Genomic DNA, 14,902 nt, shown 5'->3' with positions numbered 1-14,902 from the left:
CGACCCGTCTGGCCGTTCGGCCGATCCCGGGCGAATGCGGTCGCCGTCATATTCAAACATCGGCGGCCGTGCTACTTTGCCGTTACGGGAACGCCCCGGGATCAACGAAAACGCTGCCAAAAACCGCATCTTCTGAAGGAGCAAGCGCATGTTTTCATTTATCGGTACTTTGATCGTCGGACTGGTCGTCGGTCTGATCGCGCGCGCCACCAAGCCGGGCGACGACAGCATGGGCTGGATCATGACCATCGTGCTCGGTGTTGCCGGGTCGCTGGTCGCGGGCTATGTCGGACGCGCACTCGGCTGGTATCAACCGGGACAGCCGGCGGGATGGATCGCCTCGGTCGTCGGCGCAATCGTGCTGCTGGTGGTCGTCGGCATGGTCCGCAAGCGCGCCGCCTGACGAAGCGCCCGAAAACGTCACGATTCGTCGTATCGTTTCGATGACAGCCTCGCCCGATGTTGGGCGAGGCTTTTTTATGCGCCAATATCGACTTCCGTCACGCCAACGGCAATCCGCTTTCGCGCTTGATCTCGCGCAGCGACAGCATCGACTCGACCGCCGTGACGCCGGGCAAGGCGCGCAGCACGTCGCGGGTGAACGTGCCGTATTCGTCGAGATCGCGCACGACGATCTGCAACAGATAATCCGCCGTCCCGCTCACGTTATGACACGACACGATGCGCTCGATCGCCCGGACTTCGCGTTCGAAGCGATCCGACAGCGACTGGTTCTGCACGCTGAAGCGCACATGCACGAACGCGATGACGCCGAGCCCGAGCGCCTTACGCGACAACATCGCGCGATAGCCCTCGATATAGCCGTCGCTTTCGAGTCGCTTGAGCCTGCGCGCGCACGGCGTCTCGCTCAGGCCAACGCGCTCCGCGAGTTTCGCGACGGGCATCCGGCCGTCCTGCTGTACAGCGGCCAGAATCGCCCGGTCGATTCGGTCCAGTTCGCTCATGAAGTTTTCCCCCTCTTATTTCATCAATAGTAGAGGAAAGCTCGAACAGCTCGCTTGAATGAATCGCAAAAGGCCAAAAATCGGCGCGATTGCGATGGCACCATGTAGCCCTGTTTCGGAGAGTTCGATCATGGTTTCATCGCATTTGTTGTGGGTTTTCATCGGCGCGCTGGCGGTCATTTATGCGCTGCCCGGACCGGATATGGCCGTCGTGTTGCAGACCAGCGCCACGCGCGGCATGCGACATGGCCTCGCCGTGGCGGGCGGTCTTGCCGTCGCGCGGGCGACGCATGTCACCCTATCGGCGCTGGGTGTCGCGGCCTTGCTGCGCAGCGCGCCGTGGTTGTACAACGGCGTGCGCGTCGCGGGCGGGCTGTACCTGACGTATATCGCGATCCAGATTTTTCGCTCGCCGGGATTCGGGCTCGAAGCGGCATCGGACAAGACGGCCGCGCCGACTTTCCCCGCGGCTTTTCTGAAAGGCGTGCTGAGCAGCATCCTGAATCCGAAGGCGTTGCTGTTCTGCTCCGTCCTATTGCCGCAGTTCGTGCATCCCGATGCCGGTCCGGTCTGGTCGCAAGTGACCGAACTCGGCGTCGTGCTCGTGCTGTTCGGGCTGATGTTCGACGTCACGCTCGCATGCGGCGCGGTGCGTATTTCGGGCTGGCTGCGGCGGCATCAGAAAGCCCAGACCGTGCAGCGCTGGACGTTTTCGGCGGCGTTGCTCGCATTCGCGATGCGCCTGTCGCTCGACTGATCGACTTTCAGACGTCCAGCGGCTTCAAAAAGAGCTCGTGCTTCGGCGCGAAATGCGCGTAGCGCGGCAAAATCGCGCCGCCCATCGCGCGGGCGTCGGGGCCGATCTGGCCTTCGACCAGACGCGGACGCGTCATGCCTTGCCAGTCGAAGCCGCCGAGCGCATCGTCCGTTCGGCCGATCACGTCGCGCAACAGCGCGCGATCGATCTCGCCGTCGATCACGACCGCCTCCAGATCCAGCAGCGCCGACGACGACGCGATGCTCGCCGCGATCGCCGGACACGCATCGCGCATCCACGCTTCGGACAAGTCGCGCCACGGCGACGAACACGCGCGTTCGTCGTGCGCGGAGGCGCGCGGCGCGCCCGCTTGCGCGAACGCCTTTTCCAGCACGTAGACCGACGCCGTGTTCAGCAACTGCCCGGCGCGCCCGTCCGCGCCGATCACCGGCAGCGAGCCGATCGCGCCCGCGTTGCCGCCCGGCCCTCGTGCAATCGGCCGTCGATGACGAGCCCGCCGCCGATGAACGTCCCGATGAACACATACAGAAAGTTGCGCAAGCCGCGCCCTTGCCCCATCACGAGTTCGGCAGCGCAGGCGGCCGTCGTGTCCTTGGCAAAATGGACGGGCAGCGCCGTCAGCGCCTGAATGCGTTCGCGGATGTCGATATCGTTCCACGCCGCGAGCACGCCCGGCGGCGTATCGAAGAAATCGCGCCAGCCGCCGAGCCACAGCGGCGCCGCCACGCCGATGCCCGCGATTTTCGGCGCATCGTCCCCGAGCGCGGCGGTGGCGCGCGTGAGCCTTTCGTCCAGCGCGGGAAACCGCGTCGCGGGATCGGGATAGGCGTATTCGAGCGTTTCGCGCATGCGCACACTGCCGCCGAAGTCCATCGACAGCACGTCGAGACTGCGCCGGCCGACCTTCACGCCTATGGAAAACGCGCCGTCCGCGCGCAGCGAAATCGGCACCGACGGCTGGCCGATGCGCCCGCGCACCCGCACGCGCGGGTCTTTCGCGAACAAGCCGTCCTCGATCAGATGATCGACGATCAGCGAAACCGTCTGCATCGACAGACGCGTGAGGCGCGCGATATCCGCCTTCGGCAATGCGCCGTGCAGGCGGATCGCCTGCAAGACGATGCGCTCGTTGAACTGGCGCATACCAAGCTGGTTGGAGCCGACCGAATGCATCGATGCCGCGCGTACAGATCGCTCAGACATGTTTGATGGCCTGCGCAAAAGCGGACGCGTCGCGACGCGCGCGCCGGAATTCGTTCATGTGTGGAGTCCCCGTCGATAGCCGTGCTGTGCGAATACGGCCTAAATCCCGCGTTTTGAATTAGTAAAGCCGCGCGCGGAATTTTGCAAGCAGGCTTTCGAATCGACAACACGAACGGGCGCCCGCGCTTTTTGCGCAACGCAATATTTTTCCGGATTTTTGGCTGGTTATGGTCGGCGATGCAGTTCTGGCGAATTCCGCCCACCCTTGGCCGCAGCCGCACCATGAGCACACTCGAAGCCCTTCACGCGATCGTCACCGACGACCGAGCGCCGCAAATCATCCGCGATCACATCGTCGATTCGCTGCAATTCGCGCTGCGCAATCAGCCCGGCTATTTCACGCGGAAGGAAATCGAATGGCTCGCGAAATGGGACGACACGCGCATTCCCATCGCGGCGACGAAACTGCTGAAAGACATGTAACGCCCGCAGCGTTTAGTGCGTGCCCGCCGCGCGGGCGCACCATTCGTAGTCGAACACGGTCGCCTGCTTCGGCTGCGACAGGCTGTCGACGAAACCGATCACTTCCTCGTCCTTCAGGAAGCTCGCGGCCGAACGCGCCGTGAGGATCGCCTGGCTTTCCTGCGGCCGCGCGATCAGATGGCCCTGCACATAATCCACGCCGATTTCCTGCAACGCGCGCAAGGTGTCGAAGTCCTCGACCCATTCCGCGACGCTGCGCATGTCGAGATTGCGCGCCAGCGCGACGATCGCCTCGACGATGGCGATATCCGCCGGATGCGCGCACATCGAGCGCACGAATTCGCCGTCGATTTTCAACGCATCGGCGGACAGCGCCTTCAGATACTTGAACGACGTGTAGCCCGCGCCGAAGTCGTCGAGCGCGATCTTGCCGCCCATGTCGTGGACACGCGCGATAAAGCGCTGGGTGTTCTCGAGATCGTGCAGCGCGACGCTTTCGGTAATTTCGAGGCAAAGGTAATGCACCACGGACGGATGCCGCGCGAGCAGCGCGAAGATGTCCTCCATGAACTGCTCGTCGTTGAGCGAGCCGCCCGACAGGTTCACGCAAATAAACTGCGTGTTCTTGAGCGTGTGACGATGCGCCTCGATCCACTCGAGCAGCGTCGAAATCACCCAGCGGTCGATCGCCGCGATATTGCCCGATTCCTCCGCCGCGACGATCACCTTGCCGGCCGGAAGCGTGGTGCCATCGGGCGGGCGCATGCGCAGCAGCACTTCGAAGTTGAGCGAATCGGCGGGCGCGGCCAGCGACATGATCGGCTGCATCACGAGAAACAGGCCCGGCGGCAGACGATTCCGCCCGAGCGTTTCGACGAGTTTCAGTTCCTCGGCGCGCTCCTCGAACGCCGCCGCGCCCTTGCGATAGGTGACGAGATGCGTATGCGCGACCTTCTTCGCCTCGCGGCACGCGCGATCCGCATGCGACAGCGCATCCTGCACGCGCACGCCGCGCGAACATTCGACCAGCCCGATCGACGCCTTCACCTGAAACGCGCGATTGCCGACCTGATACGGCGCATCGCTGAGAATGGAGATGAGATTGCGGCATTGCGCGATGGCGTCTTCGATCGACGTATCGTTCATCACGCAGACGAACTCGTCGCCACCGATCCGCCCGACCGGATAACTGCGCGCGAAATGCGCCCGCGTGCGCGCCGCGACTTGGCGCAGCACTTCGTCGCCGCTGCGATGGCCGAACAGATCGTTGACCAGCTTGAAGCGGTCGAGGTCGATATAGGCGAGCGCCCACGGCATGGTTTCGTCGCTCTGCATCGAAATGGCTTTTTCGATGCCGCGCCGGTTCAGCGAGCCGGTCAGCGGATCGTGCTCGGAAAGAAAGCGTAAGCGTTCGACGGCCTTCGAACGTTCGGTCGTGTCCTGCAGCGAGCCTTCGATCCAGCCGTTCGAGCGAATCGCTTTCAGCAGATAACGGCGCTCGCCGTTGCCGCGTTCGACCGAACCCGAACCGCCCATTTCGAGCTCGCCGTCCGCGCCCTTCGATGCCAGCGCCTGCAACGCGCCCCACGCGCCGGGCTCGAAATAATCGTTCCAGTGGCGGATCTTGTAGTCGGACTTCTGCAGATCGAGCATCGCGCGCAAGGCGGGATTCGCGCGCACGAAGTGACCGTTGGTATCGAGCGTGAAGAGGCCGATCGGCGTCACTTCATACGTATTGCGTAATTCCATCTGCGCCTGACGGCGGAAGTCGCGTTCGGCGCGCATCTGCTCGGCAATGGCGAACGCGGCCATCATGCTCGACGACAACGCGGCCATCACGGTGTTGACGGCCGACCAGCACCTTCAGCCCGAACGCCGCGCCGAGCACTTCGGAGAAGGTCGTGAACAGCACGATGGCCAACGACGCGACATACCACATGACCGTGCGCGAGCGCGCCATCCACACGAGCCGCGTCAAAAAGAACAGCAGCACGAAGATACCGAAGCCCGCGATGATCCACAGCGTCGGAATGAACAGCGAATACGGCAGCGCCAGCGCGGCCGCGAGCAACACGAGGCCGACGTACTGGATCACCCGCAGCAGCCAGCGATAGCCGACCACGCGCAGTTCGCGGCGAAACAACTGGGTAAACAGCGCGGCGGTGAGCAGGTAATACGCGGCGAAGGTCAGCTGGCGCAGCGGCGTCATGTACTCCGACGGCAGCATGCGGCCGAGCCATTGCATGTCCCAGCCCATCGCGTTCGCGCACAGGCGCAAATTGCCGACGAGCCACACGGCGAAAATCACGTAGGTCCATTCGTGATTGATCAGCGCCGTGACGAACACGAACACGGCGAGCGTCAGCAGGCCGCCGGCGATCAGCCCCGAGCTTTCCTGAAAATCGAGCGACGAATTACGCAGACCTTGCCAGTCCCACGCGAATGCATTGACCTGCGCCGGCCCGGAATAGGTGCCGCGGCACAGAATGGGTTCGGGCGCGCTGAGCGGACCCGTGAGAATGAAAAATCCCGCCTTGACCGGCTTCATGTCGCCGCTGGTGGAATCGCGATCGGCGCGGCCGAGCGGCTGCAAAGTCGCTGCGTTCCAGCAAGCAAGCGTTTGCGCGTGACGCGAAGGAAGTTCGACGACGGTCTGCGACTGCGCACTCATGCTGGGCGTCGTGAAGCTGAACCAGATCGGTTTTTCCGAGAGCCGCGTGCTGTAGTTCGAGACCGGTTGCGCGTGCCTGAGCGCGGCGAGCGCATCGGCGGGCGTGAACGATTCGTTGTGATCGGAGACGACGGCGATGGCGAGCGATTTCGCGCCGCGCGACTCGTACTGGCGCGGCAAAAAGACGAGCGTCGCGATGGTGCCCAGCGCGATCAGGATCGGAACGGCGGTATACCGCGACGATATACAACGCGTCGTCGATCCACGAGCCGCCACGCCTGAATCTCGATAAGGATGTTGGAATTGCCGACGCCATACCTGGAAAACCCCCGTTTGCGCCGCGCCGGGCGGCACCTGCGCCACACGTTGCCGACGCACGGCGACGGCGGAGCCCTGACGTTCTCCCCGCCCTCGCTTTTTTGGCCAACCGGACCGCTCCGGGGTCCGGTTTTTCGCTTTTACTTTCCTGGGAACATCGGCCTGACGAGCCTTAGCGGCCGTAAGCCATCAACGGAGCCTCTGGGCATCGTACCGGTTCCCAATGAAAAGATAAATCTACAGATTGCAAATCGATATCGGGATGATGCGTGTGGACCATGTAGTTGAAAAGCGGATGCCGCGCCTCTTCCCAAAGCCACCGCGCCGCCGCCACATCCTTGGCCAGCACGCGATGCGGCAGGCCGCCGACATGCGCCATCGGCAGGAACTTGCCCGCGTCGAACACGTCTTCGAACAACATCGCTTCGTACTCCCGGTCCAGTGGCGCGCGCGGTGATCACCATGTAATCGATACCGTGCTGCTCGCAGAACAACCACAACGCCTTGCACAGAGCAACCTTGACCACTCGTCCGACCATTCCGCCCGCGACGCCGAGCCGCGTCGCTTCGGCGAGCCGGCTGGTCGCGAGATGCGGCGGCAGCGTCACCGATTGCTCGAGCGCGAGCGGCGCATACGCATTGGTCTGAACGCGCATGGTGCCGAGCGGCGCACCATCGAGCTTCGATTCCGCGAGCAGCACGACGGTGCCCTCGTCGCGATCGGCGTGCTCGACGGTCATCTGCTCGGCGAACTCCGGCAGATGACGCCCGTAAGCGGTGCGTCGCACGGCCACGGCCTTATCGAAGCCCGCTTCATCACGGACGATACGGATAGTAAACGGCATCCTCTCCGTTTTCTGAAGCGCGGGCACCACCGAAAGCGGCGGGCGGTTGACAGCAGTGTCGGCGTGGCTGGCGACGGAGCTAGTGGCAAGGTTGAATTCCATTTGTAAACCCCATTTTTCTTGGCGATTAGAAAGTTGCCGCGTGATATGGGCGAGTTGGGTTGTGCCCTCACACGGCAAAAAAACCTCTCACAAAATCAAAAGGAGTGCGCGCCAGCCACTGTTTCTTCGCATTCGTCAGGCTAAAAGAGTTGGAAAAACTCTTCTAATCGATGGGCCAATCGCCGCTTGGCCAACGCATTTTGAATATGCGTAGGCAATGCGACTTTTGACGTGCGCGATTAGGGTGAAAAAGAAACGAGGGCGGGCAGCCACCCGTAGCGCGAGAGGCTTTAAAAGAATAGCTGGCGGCGGGCTTTCGCGATATAATGCTAAGTTCCCGAAAAGACTAAAAAAAATAGGGCCACGGCAACGTTTGCGATTCGCACAACTATCCAAGCGTTCGCGCGCAAGGTATGCAAAATTTTTGTCCAATGATTGCGCGCGCGAATCGAACAAAAAACGGACGCCGTTAAACCACCGGTGTCCGTTTTAAAGACATCGCTTGACCAATATGTGAAAACGCGGCGAGCGCCGCGCAAAATCATTCTTCTTCGTCGAGCCAGGGAATATCGACATCGGTGATAAAGGCGACCATTGCCAGCGGACGGCCTTCCTGCCGACCGATTTTGCCGTCGGCGCGTTGCCATTCGCAGCGGAAAATCGTTCCGGCCGAATCGGCCAATAACGTGACGGTGCGAATTTCGTCCGGATCGTTGTCCTCGACAGGACCGTCCAGCGAAATCAGCAATTGTTGCGGCCACATGCCGTCGGCGGGATCGTAAATCTTGTCGCCGTCGTGGATCACGACATGCGCCTCGACGCCGATGGTCGCCGAAGCCTCGGTGATCATCTTGCCGAGCGCGCGCAGCACCGCGGTGGCGCGGCCCGAATTTGCCTGCCGGATCGCGAGATCGCCTCGCGTGAGGGCCTGCTCGAGTTTGGGATTGGTTTTCTGTTGCGCCATCGATTTCTCTCTATCTCTAAAGTGTCGTTGCGACTTTCGACGGACCGAGGCCCGTCTAAGTTGCAGCAAATTGCGTCGAACGCGCCCGCGCGCCTCTTCGACGGCGGTCCGATCGAACCTTGATCAAAGATAGGACGCGCCGCCCGCCCCGGCAAATCCAGTTAATTCGCCGCTCATTTCGTTTGCGTGCTCAAGTTTATGCACGACCGGCCGATATTCTGGACTATTCCATCCAACCCGCGTCGTCACTACCGTGTTGTCTTTCGAACCGTGTGTCCAATTCGCCGTCTCTCCGTTCGCGGGCGCCTCGCGCATGCCGCGGCGGATGGTCGGACATCCGGCGCCGGTGCTCGCATGCTGAAGACGCTTTTCGCTCCGGACCAGGCCGTCGACGGCGTCACGCTCTCGACCCATCTGCAGCCCATCTACAGCCTGCCGCATCAGCGCGAAGTCGGCTACGAGGCGCTGTTGCGCGGCGCGACGCGCGACGGCACGCTCGTCACGCCGTTCGACCTGTTCGCCCACGCGATCGTCGCGGGACGTCTCGGCGATCTCGACCGCAAGAGCCATGTCACGCATCTGCGCAACGCCGCGCCGCTCTTGCCGGACGCGCAGTGGCTGTTCATCAACATCAATCCGTCGACCTTTACCGATGCCGGTTACGCCGCGCGCCTGGCCGATCTCGCGCGCGACGCGGGCCTCGCGCCGGAACGGCTGGTGATCGAAGTGCTGGAATCGGGCGGCACCGATGTCGCCGATCTCGCCGATCTCGCCTGCGCGACGCGTGCTTTTCGCGCGCAGGGCTTTCTCGTCGCCGTCGACGATTTCGGCGCGGGCCACTCCAACATCGACCGGCTGCTGACGCTCAAGCCGGATATCGTAAAGCTCGATCGCAGCCTGGTGCGCGCGCAAGTCACGCAAGGCCGTCGCGCGCAAATGCAACTGCGCGACGCGCTGATGCCCAAGCTCGTCGATCTGCTGCACGAATCCGGCATGTTCGTCGTCGCCGAAGGCATCGAAACCAGCGACGACCTGATGCTCGCCGCGCGTTCCAATGTCGACTTCGTGCAGGGCTGGCTGTTCGGCAAGCCCGCGCCGACGCTCGCGCCGCGCGATCTGGCGATGCCGCTGTTCGAGCGCGTGTTCGATTCGCTCGCGCAGATGCGCCGCACCGAGCGCCTCGCCAGCGATCTGCTGCTGATGCCGTACCGCTCCAATCTGTCGCAGGCCGCGCGACGGCTCGCTTCGGGCGCGGATACCGCCGCCGCCTGCGCCGAGCTGCTCGCGATGCCGTGCACGATGAGCTGCTTCTTCCTCGATCATCGCGACCGCGAATGCATGCCCGCGCTGCCCGGCGCGAGCGCCAAGACGCCGAGCGAGCGCTTTGCGCCCATCGCCGATTCGTCGAGCGGACGCTGGGACAATCGCCCCTACTTCGTCGATGCGCAGGCGAAACCGCAGGAGGTCATCGTCAGCGCGCCATATCTGTCGGTGACGGGGCTGTCGCTGTGCGTGACGCTGACCATCGCGACGCAGCGCGCGGGCCGCACGATTGTCGCGGGCGCGAATCTCGACTGGCGACGCCTGATCGACGCCGCCGACATGATCCTCTAACGATCTTCCAAGCCGCGCGCGATCGTCAGCCCTTGCGGACCGCATCGGCCAACGACTTCGCGCCGCTGCGCAATGCCGCGATATTGCCCGGCTCGAAGGTCCAGTGGCCCGCCGCGTTCACCACGTTCAACTCCGCGCCCGGCCATTGCGCCGCCAGCGCCAGCGCCTGATCCGCCGGACACACCATATCAAAGCGGCCATGCACGATCCGGCAAGGCAGATGCGCGATGCGCCCGATCAGCGGCAGCAACGGCACGGGCGGCAATTCGTTGGCCATATAGTGGCGTTCGAGCAGCGCCATCGAGATGGTGACGTTGTTGGCTTCGGCACTCGGGCGCTCGTCCTTCTTTTCTTCCTCTCCGGCCGGCTTCACCGGCTTGTTCACGACCGATAGGGTCGTCTCGTACTGCGTCCAGGCGCGCGCGAGTCGCGTACCGGCTTCGTCGAAACGGGCGAGCGGCGCTTCGGTCAGCGTGAGAATCTCTTGCGCGGTCGTCGGCCGTTTGCCGCTGGCGGCTTCGATCGCATCGAGAAAGGCGCGATGCGCTTCCGGGAACACGCGCCGCACATCCCACAGGAACCAGTCGATGTCCTCGCGCCGCGCGAGAAACACGCCGCGCAGCAGGAAACCCGTGCAGCGTTCCGGATGCGCGATGCCGTACGCGAGCCCGAGCGTCGTGCCCCACGAGCCGCCGAACAGCGCCCAGCGCTCGATCTTCAGTGCGACGCGCAGCTTTTCCATATCGCCGACCAGCGCGTCGATGCCGTTCGCCTCCAGCTTGCCGAAGGGCTTCGACTTGCCGCAGCCGCGCTGATCGAAGAACACGACGCGCCATCGGTCCACTTCGAGCGCGTCGGCCCATTTGACGTTCATCGCGCCGCCGGGGCCGCCGTGCACGACCAGCATGACGGGCGCATCGCGCGGACCTTGCGCGCGCCAGTAAATCGAGTGGCTGTCGCCGACATCCAGCATGCCTTCTTCGAAATCGACCGGTGTTTGCTCCATTGCGCGTGTTCCTGATTATCCGTGGACGATATTGTTGCATCCCGTCAGCGATGACGCATGAAAGCCTGATCGTCGGCCAGAAAAAGTTCTGGCGCGCGCAATCGGCTATGCTTGCGGCTTGCCCGAAATCGTCACCCAACTTTCATTGATTCGACATTCATGCGCCGCACGCTAGTCAAGTGGATTTTCGCGACCTATCTGCTTGGCAGCGGTATCGTGTGGTCGATCCTCATTCTGCCGCTGTTTCCGATCGTCGGACGCAAGGGACCGCTTCGCAGCAACGCGACGACCTGATTCGGCGATTTGCCCTGGCATTACAAAGACCAAGATGCGTAAACGACGAAGCCCCGCACATTGGCGGGGCTTCTTTGCATATCAACTAACCTGACACGCTGGAATCAACCTATTACCTCCACCGTTTCGCCGAACGGCGCGCAACGCGCCCGTGTAAGCGGCGTGGTGGATGCCCAAAGCACCGGATAATCCGGCGCGACAGCCGGAAACTGCCCATCCATGTCAGTGAGATAGACCAAAAAGGCGGGCCTCATGCCTTTCTGAGCTACCCGATTGAACGGATCCGAGAACGCCGTTGCACCGCCGCCTCGCACAGGCTTGATCTCCGGCAAGTCGCCTCGCTCGAAGACCTGTACCTGTGTCACGCGCGTATCGCAGTCCATCACGATCAGCCGCGCCGGTTTCAACGAATGAAAAACCGCAAGGATTTCCGCATCGAACTGAGCCTGCGTTTCGTCGAAAACCGACCCGCTGGAATCCCGCACAAAAACCGCGTCGCCAATCGCCGGTGTATGCGCGCGGGCAGATAAAACCCGAGATGCAGATACCGGCGATTCGGCGTGGCGAAGCTGTAGTCGGAAGCCGCGCTCTGTTGCGCGAAGCGATGCAACACCGCGCGCCAGTCGACGATCGGCCGCACCGCCTCACTCACCATAGCCTGTAGATCCCCGGGCAGCTTGCCGCACATCGCAGCCGCTTTCGCAGCTTGCGTCACGGCGACCTTCCATTCGGCTTCCTTTACCGGCTTGTCCGGCCCTTTATAGGGGCGGACTTCACCAAAGGAACCCAGATTCGACGAGGGTTGCTGACTTGGCTGCTGCACCTGCGCCCCACCCTCTTTCCCATTCGACTGCGATGGTTGGTCGGGCACGCTCGTCGGCGGCAGGTCCTGCGACTCCCGTGGATCCAGCTTCTGCTGTGGCATTCGACCTGGCTCCTGAGGCTGTTGTTGCTGCTTCTGCTTGGCCTCCTGCGTGAGCAACCCATAGATCTCCTCGGCCGATTTGCCCGTGTACTGCGGATCGACGAGTGCCCCTTTAGGCAAAACCATGCCGGCTGACTGCACGATCGGGTTGATCGCATAATCACAGGCATCGTTCCATCGACCGGGGTCCCGCGCGCCCTGCCGCCAGCAATGGCCGTTGGCCACGTGCAGGACTTCGTGCGCGACGACACCGCGCACTTCCAGATCGCTCAACGAATCAAGATAGTCAGGATTGTAGCCCATCGTCTCGCCATCCACCCAGAACGTCTTGGCAGACGGATCCTCTCGGACATTCAATCGAAGCGCAAGCGCCCCGAAGAACGGCTGCTAGAGCACGAGCTCGGTTCGCTGCCGGGCAATGCGCGGATGGACCGCGCTACTGCCCAGCACAACGTCGTTGCGGTCCATGACGCCACCTTATGCGACGAGGCGCAGTTGCAGCGAACGGTCCGATTCAACTTCCATCGGCTCCGGCTGCATGCCCATGAAAGCGGCCATCAACCCTTCGATCTCCTGTGCCTTGCTGGCCACCTGAGAGCGAAGCACGCGGGAGTCCTTCAAGTCCGCGCCCGTGTGAACCGCCAGATGCGTCTTGGCCTGCTCGAGGATGTGCGTGAGCTGCGGGTCGTTCGAGAAGTTGAGCTTCGGCAGCAGCGCGCACAGTTCCCGCACGTTGTTGGCTACGTCCAGTCGGACGTTGCCGGTTGCGTACAGGCGATTGGCCATCTGCGAAACCGCTTCGTAGAGACGGCGCACCAGGTCTTCGTTTGCCGTCGCGATCGAGGCCAGAACGTGCTGGTCGAGTTCGCTCTTGAGCGTGATGAGCACGTTCGCCGGCAACTCGACGCCGAACTGGCTGGCGTCCGGAAACGGCAGCACCGCCGTCTTCACGCCGAACTTGGTGGACAGCTCAGCGAGGGTCGGGTAATCCGCCTCGTTAAACAGGCCGTTCAGTTCCGCGCGAGCGGCTTCCTTCAGATTCAGATAGTCGGTCAGGAACACAGAAACCGCCAAGTCGAACTCGTCTTTCAACGAGCGCATCTTTTCGGCGAAATCCATGTAGACCATCGTCGGCAACAGACGCACGCCCAACTGGTCGTACTTCAGGGTGTGGCATAGAAGTACGAGCGGATGCGACCGGCGAGCGTCACGACTTCGGCGAAACTCGGCGCGTGCTCGGGCAGCAGGCGCTTATTGAATCTGCCGATGCCCTTCGCATGGTGCTTGTTCTCGACCTCCTCCGTCACCTTGCCGTCGTAACGGCGGGCGACCCAGGTGGAAATCGTCACCGAGCACAGCATGACCTTCGATTGGATGGAAGTGATGTCCATGAAAAAACTCCGGATAGAAAGGGAATGGATGAGGCAAAGAAAAAGGCCCTGTGCGTCTGAAGACGCGACAGGGCCGACATGGAAAAGCTGAGAAAGGGTTAAGGCTCGTTACTCGCCGCGGATGATCTTGCCGATCTCACCGCCTTGCGCCGCGATAAACGCGTACGAGTTTTGAATCTGCGGTGTGCGCTCGACTGCATCGCGTACAAGCAGGGCCACGAACTCGCGATGCCCATCAGCGGCCAGTCGCTCGGCGTAACGCACGATCCGATCGAAGTTCGCCTCGATTGCACGTGCCGCGAGCGCCGCCGCGACGGCGAACAACGCCGCCGGCATTGTCAGGATCATGGCCGTATCGGGCGCGAGGAGAATCGCGTCCGGTTGCGGCAGTTCGCGGAAGATCTGGAGGAAGCCGACGAGTTCAGTCGCCGCGCCCTCTCCCACCGATCCGGCGTAGGAAATGTGCTCCAGATGCTTGGGGACGACATCCATGGTTTTGGCCACGAACCACCAGCTACGCGGACTCGGCGTGTTCTCGATATCGCGCGATGTCTTCTGCACGGACAGCAAATCCGGGCGGAAGCGCAGGAACGCAATGAGCGCGGGCGGGATGTTTTCGCGCACGGCCCACTGCGTCCAGCCGTCGATCGACGGTTCGAGTTCAACCACCGTTGCGAAACGGGAGATCACCGGATCGAGAATCCCCGACACACCCGCGTTGTCCGTTCGACGGTTGGTGGCCGCAAGAAACGTCACCTGCGGCGGCAGCACGTGTTCGCCGACACGCCGCGCGAGCAGCAGCTGCATCTTGGCGGCTTGCACGGCGGGCGAGGCCTGCCCGAGGTCATCCAGAAACCAGATGAGCGGGCGTCTGGCGGTCATTGCGCGTTCCAGGTCCCCGAAGGGCAGGAACTTCGCGGTCGCGCCGTCGGCCGAGGGAAATGGCAACCCTTTCGAGTCGGTCGGATCCTCGACGACCGGATGGCTGATCAGCAACTCGTGATCGTCGCGTGCGCGGTCTGTTCGACGATGTCGCTCTTGCCGATACCAGGACGGCCGGTGATGAGCACCGGCAGGCGCTTGGGGACATACAGCGAGAGCAGTTCAGTGAGTTGAGCGGGCGTGACTTTCATGACGGCTTCCAATGAAAAATTGAGAAGCCCCAAAAAGACTACGCCCGTAGGGACGTGGTCCCTGGGGGCATGTATACAACGATCAGATCGGCATAGGGGCGGCCAGCAAGCTGGCCGGTCCCCTGCCACACCACCCTGCCACACCACCCGGCGTGCGGGTCCGCACCGGGCGGTTCGGGAAGTTGAGGTTATGTGAGGCGAGGCATGCCA

Annotated in this window: 12 protein-coding genes and 4 pseudogenes; 6 read left to right on the top strand and 10 right to left on the bottom strand. The window is 62.7% G+C overall.

Annotation, left to right across the window (positions count from 1 at the left end):
- The first annotated feature begins 148 nt into the window (after positions 1–148).
- Positions 149–403: a GlsB/YeaQ/YmgE family stress response membrane protein gene (locus BVER_RS11170; RefSeq protein ID WP_050453361.1), complete on the top strand. Its 255-nt coding sequence runs from the start codon at positions 149–151 to the stop codon at positions 401–403.
- A gap of 97 nt (positions 404–500) precedes the next feature.
- On the opposite strand, the gene BVER_RS11165 is transcribed toward BVER_RS11170, so the two are convergent.
- Positions 501–965 carry an Lrp/AsnC family transcriptional regulator gene (locus tag BVER_RS11165; protein WP_050453360.1) on the bottom strand — a complete coding sequence of 155 codons (465 nt, stop codon included), beginning with the start codon at positions 963–965 and terminating at the stop codon, positions 501–503.
- 130 nt (positions 966–1,095) lie between these two features.
- Here BVER_RS11165 and BVER_RS11160 point away from each other — a divergent pair, with 130 nt between their 5' ends.
- Positions 1,096–1,722, top strand: a complete 627-nt coding sequence (locus BVER_RS11160; protein WP_050453359.1) for a LysE family translocator — start codon at positions 1,096–1,098, stop codon at positions 1,720–1,722.
- Positions 1,723–1,729: 7 nt separating this feature from the next.
- Here BVER_RS11160 and BVER_RS11155 read toward each other — a convergent pair.
- Positions 1,730–2,946, bottom strand: a pseudogene (locus BVER_RS11155) (ROK family transcriptional regulator).
- A gap of 282 nt (positions 2,947–3,228) precedes the next feature.
- Between BVER_RS11155 and BVER_RS11150 the strand changes: the two are divergent.
- A complete protein-coding gene (locus tag BVER_RS11150; RefSeq protein WP_050453371.1) occupies positions 3,229–3,429 on the top strand; it encodes a hypothetical protein in 201 nt (66 codons plus the stop codon).
- A gap of 12 nt (positions 3,430–3,441) precedes the next feature.
- On the opposite strand, the gene BVER_RS33665 is transcribed toward BVER_RS11150, so the two are convergent.
- The 3 genes from BVER_RS33665 to BVER_RS33655 form a co-directional block, all read right to left on the bottom strand.
- Complete coding sequence (locus tag BVER_RS33665; protein ID WP_232316494.1) at positions 3,442–5,265, bottom strand: putative bifunctional diguanylate cyclase/phosphodiesterase; 1,824 nt, start codon at positions 5,263–5,265, stop codon at positions 3,442–3,444.
- Positions 5,156–6,376, bottom strand: coding sequence for a 7TM-DISM domain-containing protein (locus tag BVER_RS33660; protein WP_232316493.1), 1,221 nt, complete (start codon positions 6,374–6,376; stop codon positions 5,156–5,158). The genes BVER_RS33665 and BVER_RS33660 overlap by 110 nt, the downstream gene beginning before the upstream one ends.
- Positions 6,377–6,590: 214 nt before the next feature.
- Positions 6,591–6,839, bottom strand: coding sequence for a hypothetical protein (locus tag BVER_RS33655; protein ID WP_232316492.1), 249 nt, complete (start codon positions 6,837–6,839; stop codon positions 6,591–6,593).
- Between the two features lie 55 nt (positions 6,840–6,894).
- Between BVER_RS33655 and BVER_RS33650 the strand changes: the two genes are divergently transcribed.
- Positions 6,895–7,371, top strand: coding sequence for a hypothetical protein (locus BVER_RS33650; protein WP_232316491.1), 477 nt, complete (start codon positions 6,895–6,897; stop codon positions 7,369–7,371).
- A 535-nt stretch (positions 7,372–7,906) separates the two neighbouring features.
- On the opposite strand, the gene BVER_RS11135 is transcribed toward BVER_RS33650, so the two are convergent.
- Positions 7,907–8,329: a hypothetical protein gene (locus BVER_RS11135; RefSeq protein ID WP_050453358.1), complete on the bottom strand. Its 423-nt coding sequence runs from the start codon at positions 8,327–8,329 to the stop codon at positions 7,907–7,909.
- A 354-nt stretch (positions 8,330–8,683) separates the two neighbouring features.
- On the opposite strand from BVER_RS11135, the gene BVER_RS11130 reads away from it, so the two are divergent.
- The gene (locus BVER_RS11130) at positions 8,684–9,943 is read left to right on the top strand and encodes an EAL domain-containing protein (RefSeq protein ID WP_050453357.1); all 1,260 of its coding nucleotides are present in this window, start codon (positions 8,684–8,686) and stop codon (positions 9,941–9,943) included.
- 25 nt (positions 9,944–9,968) lie between these two features.
- On the opposite strand, the gene pip is transcribed toward BVER_RS11130, so the two are convergent.
- Complete coding sequence (gene pip / locus BVER_RS11125) at positions 9,969–10,949, bottom strand: prolyl aminopeptidase (RefSeq protein ID WP_050453356.1); 981 nt, start codon at positions 10,947–10,949, stop codon at positions 9,969–9,971.
- Positions 10,950–11,108: 159 nt separating this feature from the next.
- On the opposite strand from pip, the gene BVER_RS35190 reads away from it, so the two are divergent.
- Positions 11,109–11,243, top strand: coding sequence for a hypothetical protein (locus BVER_RS35190; RefSeq protein WP_269750755.1), 135 nt, complete (start codon positions 11,109–11,111; stop codon positions 11,241–11,243).
- A gap of 104 nt (positions 11,244–11,347) precedes the next feature.
- Here BVER_RS35190 and BVER_RS11120 read toward each other — a convergent pair.
- The 3 pseudogenes from BVER_RS11120 to BVER_RS11110 all read right to left on the bottom strand — a co-directional run bounded on the left by BVER_RS11120 (position 11,348) and on the right by BVER_RS11110 (position 14,692).
- A pseudogene (locus tag BVER_RS11120) lies at positions 11,348–12,636 on the bottom strand (vWA domain-containing protein).
- Positions 12,637–12,645: 9 nt separating this feature from the next.
- Positions 12,646–13,559, bottom strand: a pseudogene (locus BVER_RS11115) (hypothetical protein).
- Between the two features lie 108 nt (positions 13,560–13,667).
- Positions 13,668–14,692: pseudogene (locus BVER_RS11110) on the bottom strand (ATP-binding protein).
- Positions 14,693–14,902: the final 210 nt, after the last annotated feature.

Origin of the sequence: Candidatus Burkholderia verschuerenii (genome assembly GCF_001189365.1) — a bacterium.
Classification (GTDB): Bacteria; Pseudomonadota; Gammaproteobacteria; order Burkholderiales; family Burkholderiaceae; genus Caballeronia; species Caballeronia verschuerenii.
The sequence above is the reverse complement of the archived record's forward strand: the minus strand, read 5'-3'. Positions and strand labels throughout refer to the sequence as shown.

Coding starts and splice junctions, on each gene's coding strand:
- BVER_RS11135 (WP_050453358.1), bottom strand. CDS start 8,329: ATGGCGCAACAGAAAACCAATCCCAAACTCGAGCAGGCCCTCACGCGA.
- BVER_RS11150 (WP_050453371.1), top strand. CDS start 3,229: ATGAGCACACTCGAAGCCCTTCACGCGATCGTCACCGACGACCGAGCG.
- BVER_RS33665 (WP_232316494.1), bottom strand. CDS start 5,265: ATGGCCGCGTTGTCGTCGAGCATGATGGCCGCGTTCGCCATTGCCGAG.
- BVER_RS35190 (WP_269750755.1), top strand. CDS start 11,109: ATGCGCCGCACGCTAGTCAAGTGGATTTTCGCGACCTATCTGCTTGGC.
- BVER_RS11160 (WP_050453359.1), top strand. CDS start 1,096: ATGGTTTCATCGCATTTGTTGTGGGTTTTCATCGGCGCGCTGGCGGTC.
- BVER_RS11130 (WP_050453357.1), top strand. CDS start 8,684: ATGCTGAAGACGCTTTTCGCTCCGGACCAGGCCGTCGACGGCGTCACG.
- BVER_RS33655 (WP_232316492.1), bottom strand. CDS start 6,839: ATGTTGTTCGAAGACGTGTTCGACGCGGGCAAGTTCCTGCCGATGGCG.
- BVER_RS11165 (WP_050453360.1), bottom strand. CDS start 965: ATGAGCGAACTGGACCGAATCGACCGGGCGATTCTGGCCGCTGTACAG.
- BVER_RS11170 (WP_050453361.1), top strand. CDS start 149: ATGTTTTCATTTATCGGTACTTTGATCGTCGGACTGGTCGTCGGTCTG.
- pip (WP_050453356.1), bottom strand. CDS start 10,949: ATGGAGCAAACACCGGTCGATTTCGAAGAAGGCATGCTGGATGTCGGC.